Origin of the sequence: Streptomyces sp. NPDC046197 (assembly GCF_040646295.1) — a bacterium.
Taxonomy (GTDB): Bacteria; Actinomycetota; Actinomycetes; order Streptomycetales; family Streptomycetaceae; genus Streptomyces.
The window spans coordinates 87,493-103,861 of record NZ_JBEYZY010000027.1 but is presented as its reverse complement, the minus strand read 5'-3'; the positions used below and the strand labels follow the sequence as shown (position 1 = coordinate 103,861).

The following is a 16,369-nucleotide window of genomic DNA, read 5'->3' as shown; positions in this document are numbered from 1 at the left end:
CGTTGATTTTTGGCACGCTGTTGAGTTCTCAAGGAACGGACGCTTCCTTCGTACTCACCCTCTCGGGCTTTCCTCCGGGCGCTTCCCTTCGGTGTTTCCGACTCTATCAGATCTTTTCTCGATCCGATTTCCTCGGCGCTTTCCAGGTTCCCGCTTCCGCGTTTCCCTTTCCGGCGGTTCCGACTCTATCAGATCGTATTTTCGACCTGACCCCCGGTCAGCGGGGTTTGCCTTCCCGGCCGTTGGGCCGTTCCGACGTCTCAAACCCTAGCGGATTCTCTCGGTGATTCCCAATCGGCCCTTGCGGATCCGGTCAAGATCGCTGAGTCCCGTGCGAATGGAATTCGGGCAACGCCGAATACCGCCCGTTCGGGAGGTCGTACTGATGGTTTGAGTGCCGCTGTTGCGGCGGAAGTGCCGTCACGGCGTCGTTACGGCTCCGTGGCAACCCGAAGAACTTTACGGATCCGTCAGAGGGGTGTCAAGCGGTCGCTGTCAAGATTTTTTAGTCGAGGTCGCTGAGGCGCCCGCCGGCGTCGGGCTGGGCGTGTTCCACCCTGCGCAGGAGCCTGGTCAGGGCCTCGCCGAGGACCGTGCGGTCCTCCGGGGACAGGTCCTGCAGCAGCTCCTCTTCGAAGACCGACGCCAGGCGCATGGCCTCCAGCCACTTCTCGCGGCCCTCCGGCGTCAGCTCCACGATCACCCGAACGCGGTTGGACTCGTCGCGCTCCCGGGTGACCAGCCCCTCGGCCACCATGCGGTCAATGCGGTGGGTCATCGCCGCGGGCGTGAGGCCGAGCCGCTTGGCGAGGTCGCTCGGACCCATCCGGTAGGGGGCGCCGGAGAGGACCAGGACCTTGAGGACCTCCCACTCCGCGTTGCTGATGCCGAGCGCGGCGGTCTGGCGGCCGTAGGCGACGTTCATCCGGCGGTTCAGACGGGACAGCGCCGAGACGATCTTCTCGACCTGGGGGTCGAGGTCCCGGAACTCGCGCTGGTAGGCGGCGATCTGCTCTTCGAGTGTCGGCTCACCGAGGCTGCCGGGTGTGTCGCCCATCTCCGCAGTATCGCACGAGCCCGCTTGGCATTGAAGTCCTTCCATGTGTACTGTTTACCTTCGAAGTTTAGCTTCGAAGTCTTCGGTTCTAAGTGCTGAGGCTCTCCAACTACTGACCCTCCTACCTGAGAGAGGTGAACGTGACCAGGGCGATGGGCGCGGCGATGCGCCGGATCCACGTGGGCAACGCACTCAGCGCGTTCGGGCTCGGCTTCACCGTCCCCTACCTGTACGTCTATGTGGCGCAGGTGCGGGGACTGGGCGCCATGACGGCGGGGCTGGTCCTCGCCGTCTTCGCCGTGGCCGCGCTGCTCGTGCTGCCGTTCGCCGGCCGGGCGATCGTGCGCCGCGGCCCGCTGCCGGTCCTGCTCGCCGCCCTGGTCACCGCCGCGCTGGGAGCGCTGAGCCTGGGCCTGGCGGCCGGCTCCGCGACCGTGCTGCTGTCGGCGGCGGCGCTGGGGGCCGGACAGGCCGTGATGCAGCCGGCGCTGGCGACGTTGATCGTGGAGTGCTCGACGGCCGAGACCCGGTCGCGGGCCTTCGCGCTGCAGTTCTTCCTGCAGAACCTGGGGCTCGGCGTCGGCGGCCTCATCGGCGGTCACCTCGTGGACATCAGCCGGGTCTCCTCCTTCACGCTGCTGTTCGCGATCGAGGCCGCGGTGTTCCTGCTGCTGGTCGTGGTCCTGTCGACGGTGCGGATGCCGCACTCGCCGCGCATCGAGGACGCACCGACGGGCTCGTCGAAGGGCGGCTGGAAGCAGCTGCTCGGGAACCGGGCCATGGTGCAGCTGTGTGTGCTGGGCTTCGTGCTCTTCTTCGCCTGCTACGGACAGTTCGAGTCGGGGCTGAGCGCGTACGGCGTGGAGGCCGCCGGGATCTCCACGTCCGCGCTGGGCACGGCGCTGGCAGCGAACACGCTGATGATCGTGGTGGCGCAGTTCGCCGTGCTGAGGTTCGTCGAGCGGCGCAGGCGGACCCGGGTGATCGCGGCCGTCGGTCTCATCTGGGCCGTGGCCTGGGGCGCGGCCGCGTACGCCGGGCTCGGGCACGGCAGCCGGACGATGGCAACGGCCGCGTTCGTGTCGACGTACGCCCTGTTCGGGCTCGGGGAGGCGATGCTGTCGCCGACCGTGGCGCCGCTGGTGGCCGATCTCGCGCCGGCCGGGATGGCCGGGCAGTACAACTCGGCCTTCGCCCTGGTGAAGCAGCTCGCGCTGGCGATCGGGCCGGCGCTGGGCGGGCCCATGGGGGCCTCGCTGCCCGCGCCGTATGTCGTGACGTTCCTGCTGTTCTCGCTGGGGATCACCGTGCTGGCACTGCGGCTGGGGCGGCGGCTCACCGCCGTACAGGATCATCCGTGGGCGGCCCGCAGCCGCGTGGTGGCTCGGGGCGGTGCGGCCGCGGAGCCGGTTTCCTCGGAGGCGTGAGCCCTGCGCGGGCGTGAGCCGCCGGGTTCGGCCGGCCCTCGCCTTCGGTGGCGGCCGGCCGTGTGACGGGACCGGTGAGAGATGGCCTCACCCGCTCAGCGCCGGTCGGCGTCGCTCAGCTGCGGCAGCGCGAACTCGCACCACACCGCCTTTCCGCCCCCGGGCGTCCGCCGCGAGCCCCAGTGGGAGGCGATGGTCGCCACGATCGCGATGCCCCGCCCCGACTCGTCGCTGGGTTCCGCTCGGCGCCGCCTGGGCAGGTGGTCGTCGCCGTCGGTGACCTCGATGATCAGGCGGCGGTCGGTGCGCCTCAGGCGCAGTCGCATCGGCGGGGTGCCGTGCTGGAGGGAGTTGGCGACGAGTTCGCTCGCCGCCAGGACGCCCAGGTCGTGCAGGTCGACCGGGAACCGCCAGCTCGTCAGGACGCCGGAGGCGAAGGCACGCGCGCGTGGCGCCGCTTCCACTCCCCCGAGGAGTTCCAGCGCCGCGTTGCGGAACAGCTCGCCGTCCGGGCCGGTACGGGCGGGGTGCTGCAGGACCAGGACGGCCACGTCGTCGTCGTGGTCCGCGCGTACGCCCGCCGACCGGACCAGGCGGTCGCAGATCACCTGGGGACTGCCGGTGGCGCCGGCCAGGGCCCGTTCCAGGGCCGCGATGCCCTCGTCCAGGTCCTCGTCCCGGCGTTCCACCAGGCCGTCCGTGTACAGGACCGCGGTGGAGCCCGGGCTCAGCGGGACCGAGCCCGAGGCGTGCATCCAGCCACCGGTACCGAGCGGCGGGCCGGTGGGCTCGTCGGCGCGCCGCACCGTGCCGGTCTCGTCGCGGACCAGGATCGGCAGGTGGCCGGCGGAGGCGTACACCAGGCGGCCCTCGTTGGGGTCGTGGATGGCGTAGACACAGGTGGCGATCTGGTTGGCGTCGATCTCCGCGGCGAGACCGTCGAGGAGCTGGAGGATTTCGTGCGGGGGTAGGTCCAGACGGGCGTAGGCGCGTACCGCGGTGCGCAGTTGGCCCATGACCGCCGCCGCGCGCACGCCCCTGCCCATCACGTCGCCGATGACCAGCGCCGTACGGCCGCCGCCGAGGGTGATCACGTCGTACCAGTCGCCGCCGACCGCGGCCTCCGTGCCGCCGGGGTGGTAGGTGGCGGCGATGCGCAGGTCGTCGGGCTGCTCCAGCACCTGCGGAAGGAGGGACCGCTGAAGGGTGACCGCCGTCTCGCGCTGCCGTCGCTCGCTGGCGCGCAGGCGTTCGGCGGCCTCCGCGTGGTCGGTGACGTCGGTGGCGAAGACGAGCACGCCGGAGCCGCCGGAGCCTCGGCCGTCGGTCCCGGGGCGGCCCCGGCCGTCGCCCCGGGCTTCGGCGACCGGTGTGCAGGTGAAGGTGTACGAACGCCCGTCAGGGGCCTTGCGGGACTTCAGCGTGCGGGGTCTGCCACTGCGCAGGACCTGGTCGAGGAGCGGGAGCAGGCCCAGTTCGCGCAGCTCCGGGAGGGTCTCGCGGGCGGGTTCGCCGAGCGGGCGGGGGCCGAAGGCCGTGACGTAGGCGTCGTTGAGGTAGGCGATGCGGTGGTCGGGGCCGTTGACCAGGGCGACGAGGGCCGGGACGCGGTCGAGGACCTCGCGTGCGGGAAGTTCGTCGACCGCGGGTACGGACGCCGGCTCGTCGCCGGCCGGTTGTCCGATTCGGGCCGCGGGTACGGAGCCTTCGCCCCGCCGGTCCGGGGAGGCCGCGAGATCGGTCCGCGCTGCGGCGCGGCGCTGCGTTCCGGGGAGCCGGGCGCTCCAGCGCGTGAAGTTCACGAATCCTTGCCTCGTGTCGTCGTCTCAGGCCAGCTCCGGGCCCGGCCGGGGATCTGGGGCCGCGCGGCGGTGACCGCACATTCTTACTGCACCGGGGAGGGCAGCACAGCGGGAAAGCGTCGTGGGTGCTCGTGGGCGAGCGGCTGCCCGCCCACAGTCGTGGACCAGTCTGGCAGGGTGGCAGACCGCGCGGACATCCGTCAGACGCCGGGGCGTCCGGCGGAGTTCCCCGGTCCGGTCAGGACGACCCCTTCGGGTTCATGTGGGGGTCGAGAGGATGCTTTCCACCGGCCGCGAGTTCGAACTCCGCCCGGGGATGTTCGAGCGAACCGAGGGAGACGATCTCCCGTTTGAAGAGGCCCGCCAGCGTCCATTCGGCCAGCACGCGGGCCTTGCGGTTGAAGGTCGGCACCCTGCTGAGGTGGTAGGTGCGGTGCATGAACCACGCGGGGTAGCCCTTCAGCTTGCGCCCGTAGACCTGGGCCACGCCCTTGTGCAGTCCGAGGGAGGCGACCGAGCCGGCGTACTTGTGCGCGTACGTCTCCAGGGGTTCGCCGCGCAGGGAGTGGGCGATGTTGTCGCCGAGGACCTTGGCCTGGCGGACCGCGTGCTGGGCGTTGGGGGCGGTCTCCTTGCCGGGTTCCGAGGCGGTGACGTCGGGGACGGCGGCGGCGTCGCCCGCGGCCCAGGCGTGCTCGACGCCGTCGATGGTCAGCTCGGCGGTGCACTTCAGGCGGCCGCGGCCGTTGAGCGGCAGGTCGCTGGCGGCGAGGACGGGATGCGGTTTGACGCCGGCGGTCCACACGACCGTGCGGGTCGGGAAGCGTTGCCCGTCGCTGAGAACGGCGACCCGGTCGGCGCAGGATTCGAGGCGGGTGCCCAGCAGGACCTGGATGTTGCGGCGGCGCAGTTCGGTGACCGTGTAGCGGCCCATCTCCTCGCCGACCTCGGGCAGGATGCGGTCCGAGGCCTCGACGAGGAGCCATTTCATGTCCTCGGGTTTGACGTTGTGGTAGTAGCGCGAGGCGTAGCGGGCCATGTCCTCCAGCTCGCCCAGCGCCTCCACGCCGGCGTACCCGCCGCCGACGAAGACGAAGGTGAGGGCCGCGTCACGGACCGCGGGGTCGCGGGTGGAGGAGGCGATGTCCATCTGCTCGAGGACGTGGTTGCGCAGGCCGATGGCCTCCTCGACGGTCTTGAAACCGATGCCGTAGTCGACGAGGCCGGGGATGGGCAGTGTGCGGGAGACCGAGCCGGGGGCCAGCACGAGTTCGTCGTACGTCAGCTTCTCGGCGCCCCCTCTCTCCTCGGTGGCGAGGGTGCTGAGGGTCGCCGTGCGGTGCGCGTGGTCGATGGACGTCGCCTCGCCGACGATGATGCGGCACTGGTCCAGGACTCGGCGCAGCGGTACGACGACATGACGAGGGGAAATCGCCCCGGCCGCGGCCTCGGGGAGAAACGGCTGGTACGTCATGTAGGGGTCGGGCGTGACGACCGTGATCTCGACCTCGCCCCGCCTCAGCTCCTGTTTCATCGTCCGCTGCAGACGCAGGGCCGTGTACATCCCGACGTAGCCGCCGCCGACAACGAGAATGCGCGCACGTTCCTTCACCATCCCATGACGCACCCGGCTCCGGCGTTTGTCCACAGCCCCGACCATTTGTGTGACCGTGAGCCGGGGCCGCGCCGGGTTGGCCGAATTGCCGGAGTGCGCGCCAGGCGCGCAGGTCAGCGTGGGTGAGCCGGAGTGCCGAAGGGGGCGCAATCCGGACGTATACGGCCCGTACTCCGATCGGGGGGCGCTCCGTGCGGAACCTGCCCCTTCTGAATTGACCCCCTCTCAACTATGTTCGTGTGTCGACGGGGTGTAGGGGACGAGGTCGAACGGGTCCGCGAGGTCTCACCGGATCTCAGGGGCGGGCTCGGTCGTGCACGACGCCTGTTCCGCGCACCCCGGATTTCAGTGGCGGGGAGTGTCTCCGGGGGGAGACGTCATTACCGGGGGATCATCTATGCACATTCAGGACACTCATTGGTCGACCGCGTCCGCCATCGCACCCGGTGGCGGGGCGATGAGCGGGGCGGGGAGCAGCGGGCGCGGGGACGAGCCCCGGGCGGTCCGGACGTCCCCGCTGCGCGTGGACGCACAGCGCAATCTGGAGCATGTGCTGCGGGCGGCGCGCGAGGTCTTCGGCGAGCTGGGGTACGGGGCTCCCATGGAGGACGTGGCGCGGCGCGCGCGGGTCGGCGTGGGCACGGTGTACCGGCGCTTTCCGAGCAAGGACGTCCTGGTGCGGCGCATTGCCGAGGAGGAGACCTCCCGGCTGACCGACCAGGCGCGGGCCGCCCTCGGTCAGGAGGACGAGCCGTGGTCGGCGCTGTCGCGCTTCCTGCGGACGTCGGTCGCCTCCGGCGCCGGGCGGCTGCTGCCGCCGCAGGTGCTGCGGGTCGGAGTCGCGGACGACCCGGCCGACGGCCGGGGGCCGGACGCGGCGCGGGTGCCGCAGCAGCGTACGCAACCGGGCTCGGCGGGGGAGCTGCGGCTGGTGTCCGACGACAGCGCGGCGAGCGCGTCGGACGCGGCCGAGGACGACGCGGGCGTGGCGGCGCTGCTCGACGTCGTGGGCCGGCTCGTGGATCGGGCGCGGGCGGCGGGCGAACTGCGGCCGGACGTGTCGGTGTCGGACGTGCTGCTGGTCATCGCCACGGCGGCGCCGTCGCTGCCGGACGCGGCCCAGCAGGCGGCCGCCTCGGCGCGGCTACTGGACATCCTGCTGGAGGGGCTGCGGTCCCGGCCGATGTGAACCGTGACGGTCCGGTTCCGTCCGGGACGGCCTGGAGGAGGTGACGGCAGGGCCGGGTGCTGCGCCACCCGCGCCCGGCCGGACACCGGGGCGGCGCGGCTGCTTCGGGCAACACATGTCGACGCGAAGCCCGTTGCGCATGCCCCGTACGGGTGAACGCACGTCCTTCGTCGCGACAAGTGCCCACGAACGAGTGGATGATCCGAGCGGGCCAGGCTCGACCGGATTCCCTGTGCCAGTCTGGCCCGGTGAATCGGGTCGGCTGGGCTGGTGGCGGGGGCTTTGCGCGATGAGCGATGACGGGCGCGACGAGTCACCCGGGGACGGCGAGACGGCCGGCGTGGAGGTACCGCGCCCACCACGGGTGCCGACCCAGAGCGGACCGGTCGGCGGCCTACGGGGCGACATGGCAGCCGGGGAGGGCGTCTCCGGGGCCGGCGAGGGTCCGACGCGGGGGGGCGTTCCCACACAGGGCGGGGCATCCACACAGGGCGGCGTTCCCACACAGGGCGGGGCATCCACACAGGGCGGCCTTCCCACACAGGGCGGGGCATCCACACAGGGCGGGGCTTCGCGGCGTGGTGGCGCTTCGGCGCACGGTGGTACTCCCCGGCAGGGTTCCGTTTCGGCGCAGGGTGGGTCGTGGGAGGGCGGGGTGCTGCCGTCCGTCACGGAGTTGCCGCCGTCCGACGCCGAGTTGGTCGGGTGGATGCGCCAGGGCGACGACACGGCGTACGAGGAGCTGTACCGGCGCCATGCCGATGCCGTGCGCCGGTACGCGCGCACCTGCTGCCGCGACGCCCACACCGCCGACGACCTCACCGCCGAGGTCTTCGCCCGCACGCTGCAGGCCGTGCGCGGCGGCTCCGGCCCCGAGCACGCGGTACGCGCGTATCTGCTGACCACCGTCCGGCGCGTCGCCGCGCACTGGACGAAGACCGCCAGGCGCGAGCAACTGGTCGACGACTTCGCGGTGTTCGCGGACCGGGCCGTGCGTGGCTCCGCCGTGCCGGACGACGGCGCACTGGACCTCGGCGCGGACGTGCGGGCGCTGCACCAGGCCGACCAGTCCCTGGCCATGCAGGCCTTCCGCTCGCTGCCCGAGCGCTGGCAGGCCGTGCTGTGGCACACCGAGGTCGAGGACGAGTCGCCGAGCGAGGTCGCCACCCTCTTCGGGCTCGACGCCAACGGCACGCGCGTCCTCGCCAGCCGCGCCCGGGAGGGCCTGCGGCAGGCGTACCTCCAGGCCCACGTCAGCGCCACCCTCACCCGCGACGAGGAGTGCGCCCGCTACGCCGACCAGCTCGGCACCTACGCACGGCGCCGGCTGCGTACCCGCGCGGAGCGGGGTCTGCGCAAGCACCTGGAGGAGTGCGCCAGGTGCCGGCTGGCGGCGATCGAGATCGAGGAGGTCGCGAACGGTATCCCCGCCGTCGTACCGGTCGCCGTCATCGGCTGGTTCGGCGCCGCCGGATACGCCAAGGTCCTCGGCATCATCGCCGGAGGGGCCGGTGCGGCAGGTGCTGCGGGTGCTGCGGCGGCGACCGGAAGCGGATCGGCCGGCGGAGCCGGTGCGGCGAGTGCCTGTGCGGCGGGTACCGCGGGTGCGACCGCCGCGCCCGGGGGCGGGGCATTTGGCGGGACGGGCGCCGGTGGCGGCGCGGTGGTCTCCGAGGGGCTCGGTGTCACGGTCAAGGCCGGCATCGCGGCCGGTGTCGTCGCCGCTGCCGCCGCGACGGTCGCGCTGGTGCTGGCCGGTCAGCACAGCACGGGCACGAAGCCGGAGGCCGCCCCGCCGCCGTCCTCCTCCCCGGTCGTCAAGCCGCACCCTCCGACGCCCGCGCCGCCGAGGAGGAAACCCGCCCCGAAGCCGCCGGTGGGCCTCGTCGCGGCCAAGCCGGCTCCCACACGAACCCCTGCGCCGACCCCCACGACGGCTCCCGCATCGTCGCCGTCACCGGCTTCGGCACCGCAAACCGCACCACAACCCGCACCGCAGCCCACCCCGCCCCCGACTCCTCCGTCCAGCCTCACGCCCACCCCGAGTCGAAAGCCACCTCCCCCGCAACCCGCACCGGTCGGCCACCGGTGGGGCGAGCCGGCCTACGACCTCATCGGCGACGGCACCGGTCCCGAGATCCGGATCGGGTCGAGCGGCTGGGTGTGGCAGCGCTACGGCCCGTCGGTCGCGGGCAAGCGGTACGCGCACGGCATGACGGTCCAGGGCCGGTCCTCCGTCACCATCGACCTCAACCGCACGTGCTACGCCTACGGCTCCCGGGTCGGCGTCGACGATCTGACGGCAGGGCCCGGCAGGGTCACCTTCTCGGTGTACGCGGACGGGGTCCGGCTGTGGCGTTCCGGGACGCTCGCGGACGGCGATCCGGCCGTCCCCGTCCATGTCGGCCTCGTCGGCCGCAGGACCGTACGCCTGGTCGTCGAGCCGCACCGTGCCTTCGACACCGTGACGCTCGCGGACTGGGCGGACTCGACGTTCACCTGTGCGTAGGCGTTCACCTGCCCGTGGTTCGGCCGGGGCGGGCCGCCACCGGTCCGGCGGGGTGGGCCCGCGTGGCCTCCGCGAACTCGGCCAGGACCTCCTCCACGGTGAGAGCCGCGCCGCGGGCGCGCTCGGCTGTGTAGCGGGCGGCGGGAAGGACCGCGCGGGCGGCTGCTTCGACGCGTTCCGCGCTCGCGCGCTCCGGCATGGGTCGGGGACGGTCGTCGCGCCAGCGGTCGGCGGCGGCGAGCAGGCGGACCGCGCGCGGCAGGTCACCGAGCCGGGCCAGCGGCTCGGCCGCCATGTCCACCAGCGACGCCGTGACCACCTCCGAGCACCGCTGCTCCACCGCGTCGCGCAACGCGTCCGCCAGCAGCGGCAGCCCGTGCGCGGGACCGGACTCGCCGACTGTGACGAGGGCGTCGATCGCGCTCAGCATCGCCCGGAACTGTGGGGGCGCCGTGCCTCGCTCCGTCTCCGCCCAGGCCCTCTCGCACAGGGTGCGCGCGGTGGCGACGTCCCCGTCGTGCAGGGCGATCTGTGCCCGCAGCAACAGGATGAACGCCCGCGAGTCCGTCACTCCACAGCGCTCGTCCGCCTCGCTCGCCTCGTCCAGGGTGACCAGGGCACGGGCCCGATCGCCGGAACGGTAGGCGATCTCGGCCAGCCGGGCGAGCAGGAAGGGCGCCTCGGCGTGCGCGCCCACCTCGTGGGCCAGCCGGAGCGCCTCCTCGTACTCGTCCCGCGCCTCCTCGAACCGGCCGCGCGCCATGGCCGCCTCACCGGCCGCGCTGCACACCTGCGCCCCCATCCAGCGGTCGCCGACCCTCCGGCTGAGCCTGCGCAGCTCCACCAGGTCGTCGTCGACGCCCCGCAGGTTGCCGGGTGAGTCGACGACCATGTGCGCGCGGAACATCAGGGTCACGCCGACCTCCCAGTCACCGCCGTGGGCACGGCAGTTGGCAAGGGCGGCGTCCAGGGCGGCCCGGACGCCGTCCGGACGGCCCTGGAAGATGGCGGTCAGCGGCCAGACGAGGCCCGGCATCCGGGCCGAGCACGGACCGCCGCCCTCGAAGGCGGCCCGCACCCGGGCGATGTAGGACGCGAACCGCTCTTCCCGCAGCAGCTCCGTCGGCTCGGACTCGGAGACCAGGAACAGGTGCAGCATCCGCAGGTCCATGCGCGGGGTGTGCAGCGGATGGCGCGTCTCCTCGTCCGGAGCGTCCAGGAAGGCATCCACCGGATCGACGGCGTCGAGCAGGGGCAGGAATCCGGCGCGGCCCGGCGGGGTCCGCCCGGCGAGTCCGTCGAGGACGGCACCCAGGCACAGGACGCGCTGGACCCACTCCGTCGCTTCCCGGCGGTAGTTGCGCAGCCACCAGAACCAGCCCATGGCCAGGGCGAGTCCGGTCGCCATCGGTTCGTCGCCGGACGCCAGGGCACGATCGAGGGCCGCGCGGATGTTGTCCAGCTCGGTCTCCAGGCGGGCGATCCAGGGCAGTTGCCCGGCGGACCGGAGCAGCGGATCGGCCTCCTCGACGAGCGCGCGCACCCATGCGCGGTGCCGTTGTTCGGCGGCGGCGCGCAGCTCGGGGACCTCGGCGGCGCGCGCGACCGCGTACTCGTGGATGGTCTCCAGCATCCGGTACCGCATGCCGCCCTCGCCGTCGGCGGGGGTCGCCACGATCAGGGACTTGTCGACGAGCGCTCCGACGAGGTCGGCCGCGGGGCCGGTGCACACGGTCTCCGCGGCGGTGAGGTCCCAGCCGCCCGCGAAGACGGACGCTTCGCGCAGCACCGTCCGCTCCCGCTCGTCGAGCAGGTCCCAGGACCAGTCGACGACCGCACGCAGGGTCTGCTGGCGGGGCAGGACCGTACGACTGCCGGAGGTGAGCAGGCGGAAGCGGTCGTCGAGCCGGTCGGCGATCTGGCGGGGTGTGAGCAGCCGAAGCCGGGCGGCGGCCAGCTCGATGGCGAGGGGCAGGCCGTCCAGGCGCCGGCAGATCTCCGCCACCGCCTCCTTGTCGCCGAGCGCGTCGTCCGCGTCGGGACGGACGGCGGCGGCGCGCTCGGTGAACAGGAGGTGCGCCTGCTCGGGGAGCAGGGGATCGACCGGACGGACCGACTCGCCGGGCACGCCCAGGGGTTCCCGGCTGGTGGCCAGGATGGTGAGCCCCGGGCAGCGGGTGAGGAGCGTCTCGGCGAGAGTGGCGGCCGCTTCGATGACATGTTCGCAGTTGTCAAGGATCAGGAGCAGGCTGCGCTGGGCGCAGTACTCGACGAGCAGGGCGACCGGGTCGCCCTGCGGGGTCGCCAGGTCGTTGGTGATCAGCAGGGTCTCACGCAGACCGAGGGCACTGACCACCGCGCCCGGCACCGCCTCCGGCCGGTCGAGCGGCGCCAGCTCGGCCAGCCATGCCTGCGGAAGCCCGGCGGCGGCTTCCTCGGCCAGGCGGGTCTTTCCGGAGCCGCCCGGTCCGACGAGGGTGACGAGACGGGCCCTTTGCATGTCGGAACGAATGGCGGCGAGTTCGGGTTCCCGCCCCACGAAAGAGGTAAGCCGGGGGCGGATGTTGCCACCGCGTTCGAAACCTCCACGTTCGACGCCACCGCGTTCCGGGCCACCCCGTTCGGACCTGCCGCGTTCAGGGCCACCCCGTTCGGACCTGCCGTGTTCGAAGCCACCGGCGCCGCCGGGGCCGGGGGGCGTCGATGCCGTCGGCGCCAGCAACTCGGCGTGCAGAGCGCGCAGCTCGGGCCCCGGGTCGATGCCCAGGCCATCGGCGAGGACCCGGCGGGCGGCTTCGTAGGCGGCGAGGGCGTCGGCACCGCGGCCGGTGTCGCGCAGGGCGCGGATGAGGAGGGCGTGCAGGGGTTCGTCGTACGGATGGGCCGCGGTGAGTTCCCTCAGCTCCGGCACCGCCTCCTGGGCACGGCCCAGCCGGACCCGCGCCTCGGCCCGGGCCCGGACCGCCTCCAGGCGCAGAGCCTCGGGACGGGTGGCCGCGGCGCGGTCGGGCAGGTCGGCGAGGGCGGGGCCGCGCCACAGGGCGAGCGCAGCGTCGAGGACGCCGACCGCGCCGGACGCGTCGCCGCGGTCGAGCGCGGCGGTGCCGTCGCGTACGAGCCGTTCGAACACGAAGAAGTCGACGTCTTCCCGGTCCACCGCGAGCCGGTATCCCCCCGCCCCGGAGACGATCGCGTCCTTGCCGACGGTACGACGGAGCCTGCCGACCAGGGCCTGGAGGGCGGCCGGGGCGTCCTGCGGCGGATCGTCTGCCCACACCTCGTCGATCAGGGCCTCGGGCGAGGCGACCCTGCCCGGCCGCAGGGCGAGGGCGGCGAGCAGCGCGCGCAGCCGCGGTCCGCCGACGGGTATGACACCGCCCGCCTCGTCCCGCCCCTGGGTGACGCCCAGGATTCCGTACCGCACCGGCCCATTCTCACCGGGGCCGGGGGTCGGGGCACGGGGGTTTCGCCGAGAGTCGGCCGCGTCGCACCAAAATGCGTTCCACGGAAACTAGTTGCCACTCTGGAAACCACATGCCAGACTCGCATCTAGTTGACACGGGAGGACACATCATGGACGCAGCGGAAGCCCGCAAGGCCCTCGACCTGGCCGACACCTCACGCGCCGCGGCCAACCTGCCGCTTCCGGCCTGGCTGCCTCCGACCGCGGGGCTCCTGTTCGCGGCAGGCATGTGCACCCTCGGGGCGGCCTCGCGCGGCGGCGGGACGGCGGGGGCGCTGATCGCGGCCGGTCTCGCGGCGATGGTGGTCGGCGTCACCCTGGTGGTGCAGGTCCGCCGACGCACCGGCGTGATGGGCTGGTCGGCGGGAGCGGACCGTGCCCGGCGATGGAAGAACACCGTTCCTCCACTCCTGGTTGTGGTGCTGGCGCTGCTGGTCGACGCCGCGGCCGGTGAAACGTGGTCCTGCGTCGTGTTCGGCCTCGGCCTGGGCGCGAACGAGTGGGTCCGCCTGGCCCGCGCAGGCAGGGTGTGACGCGAGATGAGCGAACCAGGACTTGACGAGCAGATCCATCACCCCACGCGCCTCGCCGTGGTGGCGTTCCTGTCGGGCTGTGCGGAGGCGGAGTTCGGAGCGGTCAAGGAGCAGTGCGGTCTGACATCACCCACACTGTCGAAGCTGGTGACGGCTTTGGAGGCGGTCGGCTACGTGCGGGCGCGCAAGGGGTATCTGGGCAAGCGGCCGCGCACCTGGCTGTCGTTGACGGCCGAGGGACGATCGGCGCTGGAGGGGCACCTGGCGGCCCTACGGGAACTGGTGGAGGGAAACCGGCGCGACGGCGCCGCCTATCAGGACGCGGCAGGGGAAGCGAAGCTCTGACGGCCGCGCACCAGAAGACCTGACGGCCACACAGCACCGACAGGCACCCACACCGGCAGACACCCCACCACCAGACGCGCACGTCCCCAGACGCCCACGTCCCCAGGCGCCCACGTCCCCAGGCGCCCCCACCGACCTAACCGCCGGAGGCCAACGCCCCCCTCTGCGGTGCGATCCCCGCCGGGACCGCGCGGGCGCGCGCGGGTGTGCCCGTCCAGCAGGTGCCCCGGCGTGCCAGGAGCCGGCGCAGCCACACTTCCAGGGACACCAGGTCGGCCAGGCCGTCCAGCGGCAGCGGCTCTCCCTCGGCCGCCCCCCGCAGCGCCTTCCGCACCACCCGCGCCTCCACCAGCCCGGCCTCGGCCAGCAGCGGTGTCGCGAACAGGGCCGTCAGGGAGTCGCCGGCCACCCGCAGCCCGGTCCGGACCGCGACCGCGGCCGACGCGTGCGAGGGCGCACCCCAGCCGGACGGCAGCTCCCCCACACCGGCGCCCTCCAGCACCGTACGGAGGATCTCCGCCCGAGCCCCAGGCTGCACCCGCAGCGCCTCCGGCAGTGCCCGGCAGGCGCGCACGACCTGGTTGTCCAGGAACGGCGCGTGCAGCCGCTGCGAGCGGACCTCCGCGGCCTGTTCCAGGACCCGCAGGTCCGCCGCGTGCCGGGCCAGTGCCGCACGCGCGCGGTGGTCACCCGGCCGCTGCCCCGGACCCACCCCCGACCGGCTCGTCGCACCCTGCAGCCGAACCGATACTTCGGCCAGCGCCTCACCCGTCAGCCAGCGCGCCGCCGGTCCGGGTCTCGCCCAGGTCAGCGCGGCCAGCGACGCGCCCACCGCGCCCCCGGGCTCCTCGAAGTTGCGGTGCAGCAGCCGTTCGGCGAGCAGTTCGAGACCGGCGCGGTAGGGCGTCCGCGCCAGCCGCCGCGCAGCGCCGTACACGCGCGCGGGGACCATCACCGACCCGTCGGCCCTGGCGAGCGCGGCGACGGGACGCACGAGGTGCCGCCGCTTGCGGTCCATCAACAGATCGGCCAGCCGCGCCGGATGCGCGTCCAGGACCTGGCGCGCGCCGTACCCGGTGAAGTGGTCGGCGCTGCCCGACGCCAGTCGCGCGCGGTGCCGGGCCGCCGTCACCAGCGAGGGCCCCGGCTCGTCCGTCAGCGGTCCCTCCAGGTCGGCGTACGGCAGCACTTCCTCGGCCCCGGTCACCACGACGTGATGCAGGCGGGGGCCGGCCGCGAGGGCACCGGCGCGCTCCAGCTCGGCCTCGCGCCCGCCCACGGCGAGGTCGTTGAAGGTGACGGCCAGCAGCCGCTCGCCCGCCCCCGTGCCGTGGCCCAGGACGGTGCCGGGATTGCCCGGCAGGCCGGCCGCCAGCAGGGCGAGCGTTCCGGAGGCGGGCCCTCCGGACAGGTCGGCCCCGATTCCCGGTACCGGCATCCCGCGCGCGGCCCGGCGCTCGGCGGGGCCCATGCCCGGTACCGGCCCGGGATCGATGTCCGGGACGTGCCGGGGTGCGGAGAGCCGGGTGCGTACGGCGTCGACCAGCGCGTCCCGCACGGCGTCGACGGCACTGTCCGGATCGGCCGGGGGCGCGGCCACGGCGAGCGAGGCGACCGGCTCGTACCCGGCGATCTCGCGCGCCCCGGCCCGCAGGATCAGTGCGTGCCCCGGCGGGATGCGCCGCACGCCGTCGTACGGCGTGGAGTCGTGCAGGGCGGCCGGCACGTCGGGGGCGGCGAGCAGCGCGGCGAGGTGCCCGAAGTCGAGGTTGGCCTCGATGAGGTCGGCCAGTGGCAGGGCGGCCGTCGCGTAGGCGGTGCCGTCGGCCCAGGGCGTGTAGAACACCGGCCGCGCGCCCGCGAGATCGCCGCAGACGGTGATGCGCCGGCCCACCTGGACGACGGCGGTGTAGCTGCCGGGCCAGGCGGTCAGGTGCCGCAGTGCGCCCCCGCGCGCGGCGAGCAGTCCCACGCGCAGTTGCTCGTCGGAGGCGCCGCAGGTGCCGAGGACCGCGATCCTGGTCTGTGCGTCGAGCTTCACCTGGCGGATCTCGTCCGGCCGCCAGTCGCCGACCGCCCACAGCGGATCGGGGTCGCCCCACAGAAGCTGGGAGCCCACCGGATGCAGGGTCTCCCCGTCGTATCCGGTGGCGCCCGCGGAGCCGATCCCGGCGGCTCTCGCGGCGGTGCTGCTCCAACCCACCAACCACCGCATCGACGCCTCCACAGGCTGTGGACAACCAGTGCACCCGTACGAACAGGGACACCATGCTGCCACGAAGGACGCGCGCCGGAGGGGAAGCGGAGCCGTCTTCGATCCACTGCGCGCGCCCCCGCGCGCCTGCCCGGACGTTCCCGGGCAGGGGCCACCGGCAGGGCGAACGCCCGTACCGGGAAAGGCCGCTGCGGCGTGAATGCGCCCCCGGATG

The 16,369-nt window shown here is 73.4% G+C and carries 10 protein-coding genes; 5 read left to right on the top strand and 5 right to left on the bottom strand.

What is annotated here, in order from left to right:
- Positions 1-505: 505 nt before the first annotated feature.
- Complete coding sequence (locus tag AB0A61_RS30470; protein WP_361299235.1) at positions 506-1,057, bottom strand: MarR family transcriptional regulator; 552 nt, start codon at positions 1,055-1,057, stop codon at positions 506-508.
- Positions 1,058-1,221: 164 nt separating this feature from the next.
- Here AB0A61_RS30470 and AB0A61_RS30465 point away from each other — a divergent pair, with 164 nt between their 5' ends.
- On the top strand, positions 1,222-2,484 hold the full coding sequence (locus tag AB0A61_RS30465) for an MFS transporter (protein ID WP_361299256.1): 1,263 nt from the start codon (positions 1,222-1,224) through the stop codon (positions 2,482-2,484).
- 95 nt (positions 2,485-2,579) lie between these two features.
- Here the strand turns inward: AB0A61_RS30465 and AB0A61_RS30460 are convergent, their stop codons facing one another.
- A complete protein-coding gene (locus AB0A61_RS30460; RefSeq protein ID WP_361299232.1) occupies positions 2,580-4,286 on the bottom strand; it encodes a SpoIIE family protein phosphatase in 1,707 nt (568 codons plus the stop codon).
- Between the two features lie 238 nt (positions 4,287-4,524).
- Positions 4,525-5,901 (bottom strand): NAD(P)/FAD-dependent oxidoreductase, encoded by a 1,377-nt coding sequence (locus tag AB0A61_RS30455; protein ID WP_361299229.1) that lies wholly within the window; start codon positions 5,899-5,901, stop codon positions 4,525-4,527.
- Positions 5,902-6,298: 397 nt separating this feature from the next.
- Between AB0A61_RS30455 and AB0A61_RS30450 the strand changes: the two genes are divergently transcribed.
- Positions 6,299-7,090, top strand: coding sequence for a helix-turn-helix domain-containing protein (locus tag AB0A61_RS30450; protein ID WP_361299226.1), 792 nt, complete (start codon positions 6,299-6,301; stop codon positions 7,088-7,090).
- A 289-nt stretch (positions 7,091-7,379) separates the two neighbouring features.
- Positions 7,380-9,599: a sigma-70 family RNA polymerase sigma factor gene (locus AB0A61_RS30445; protein WP_361299223.1), complete on the top strand. Its 2,220-nt coding sequence runs from the start codon at positions 7,380-7,382 to the stop codon at positions 9,597-9,599.
- A 4-nt stretch (positions 9,600-9,603) separates the two neighbouring features.
- Here AB0A61_RS30445 and AB0A61_RS30440 read toward each other — a convergent pair whose 3' ends face one another.
- Positions 9,604-13,023, bottom strand: coding sequence for a BTAD domain-containing putative transcriptional regulator (locus AB0A61_RS30440; RefSeq protein WP_361299220.1), 3,420 nt, complete (start codon positions 13,021-13,023; stop codon positions 9,604-9,606).
- A 149-nt stretch (positions 13,024-13,172) separates the two neighbouring features.
- Here AB0A61_RS30440 and AB0A61_RS30435 point away from each other — a divergent pair, with 149 nt between their 5' ends.
- Positions 13,173-13,595: a hypothetical protein gene (locus AB0A61_RS30435; protein ID WP_361299217.1), complete on the top strand. Its 423-nt coding sequence runs from the start codon at positions 13,173-13,175 to the stop codon at positions 13,593-13,595.
- 6 nt (positions 13,596-13,601) lie between these two features.
- Positions 13,602-13,940, top strand: coding sequence for a transcriptional regulator (locus AB0A61_RS30430; protein WP_361299214.1), 339 nt, complete (start codon positions 13,602-13,604; stop codon positions 13,938-13,940).
- A 136-nt stretch (positions 13,941-14,076) separates the two neighbouring features.
- Here the strand turns inward: AB0A61_RS30430 and AB0A61_RS30425 are convergent, their stop codons facing one another.
- Positions 14,077-16,155, bottom strand: coding sequence for an asparagine synthase-related protein (locus tag AB0A61_RS30425; RefSeq protein WP_361299211.1), 2,079 nt, complete (start codon positions 16,153-16,155; stop codon positions 14,077-14,079).
- Positions 16,156-16,369 lie beyond the last annotated feature (214 nt).

Excerpts from the sequence above, each read along its gene's own strand:
- AB0A61_RS30425 (WP_361299211.1), bottom strand. The coding sequence starts at position 16,155 with ATGCGGTGGTTGGTGGGTTGGAGCAGCACCGCCGCGAGAGCCGCCGGG.
- AB0A61_RS30465 (WP_361299256.1), top strand. The coding sequence starts at position 1,222 with ATGCGCCGGATCCACGTGGGCAACGCACTCAGCGCGTTCGGGCTCGGC.
- AB0A61_RS30450 (WP_361299226.1), top strand. The coding sequence starts at position 6,299 with ATGCACATTCAGGACACTCATTGGTCGACCGCGTCCGCCATCGCACCC.
- AB0A61_RS30430 (WP_361299214.1), top strand. The coding sequence starts at position 13,602 with ATGAGCGAACCAGGACTTGACGAGCAGATCCATCACCCCACGCGCCTC.
- AB0A61_RS30470 (WP_361299235.1), bottom strand. The coding sequence starts at position 1,057 with ATGGGCGACACACCCGGCAGCCTCGGTGAGCCGACACTCGAAGAGCAG.
- AB0A61_RS30445 (WP_361299223.1), top strand. The coding sequence starts at position 7,380 with ATGAGCGATGACGGGCGCGACGAGTCACCCGGGGACGGCGAGACGGCC.
- AB0A61_RS30455 (WP_361299229.1), bottom strand. The coding sequence starts at position 5,901 with ATGGTGAAGGAACGTGCGCGCATTCTCGTTGTCGGCGGCGGCTACGTC.
- AB0A61_RS30435 (WP_361299217.1), top strand. The coding sequence starts at position 13,173 with ATGGACGCAGCGGAAGCCCGCAAGGCCCTCGACCTGGCCGACACCTCA.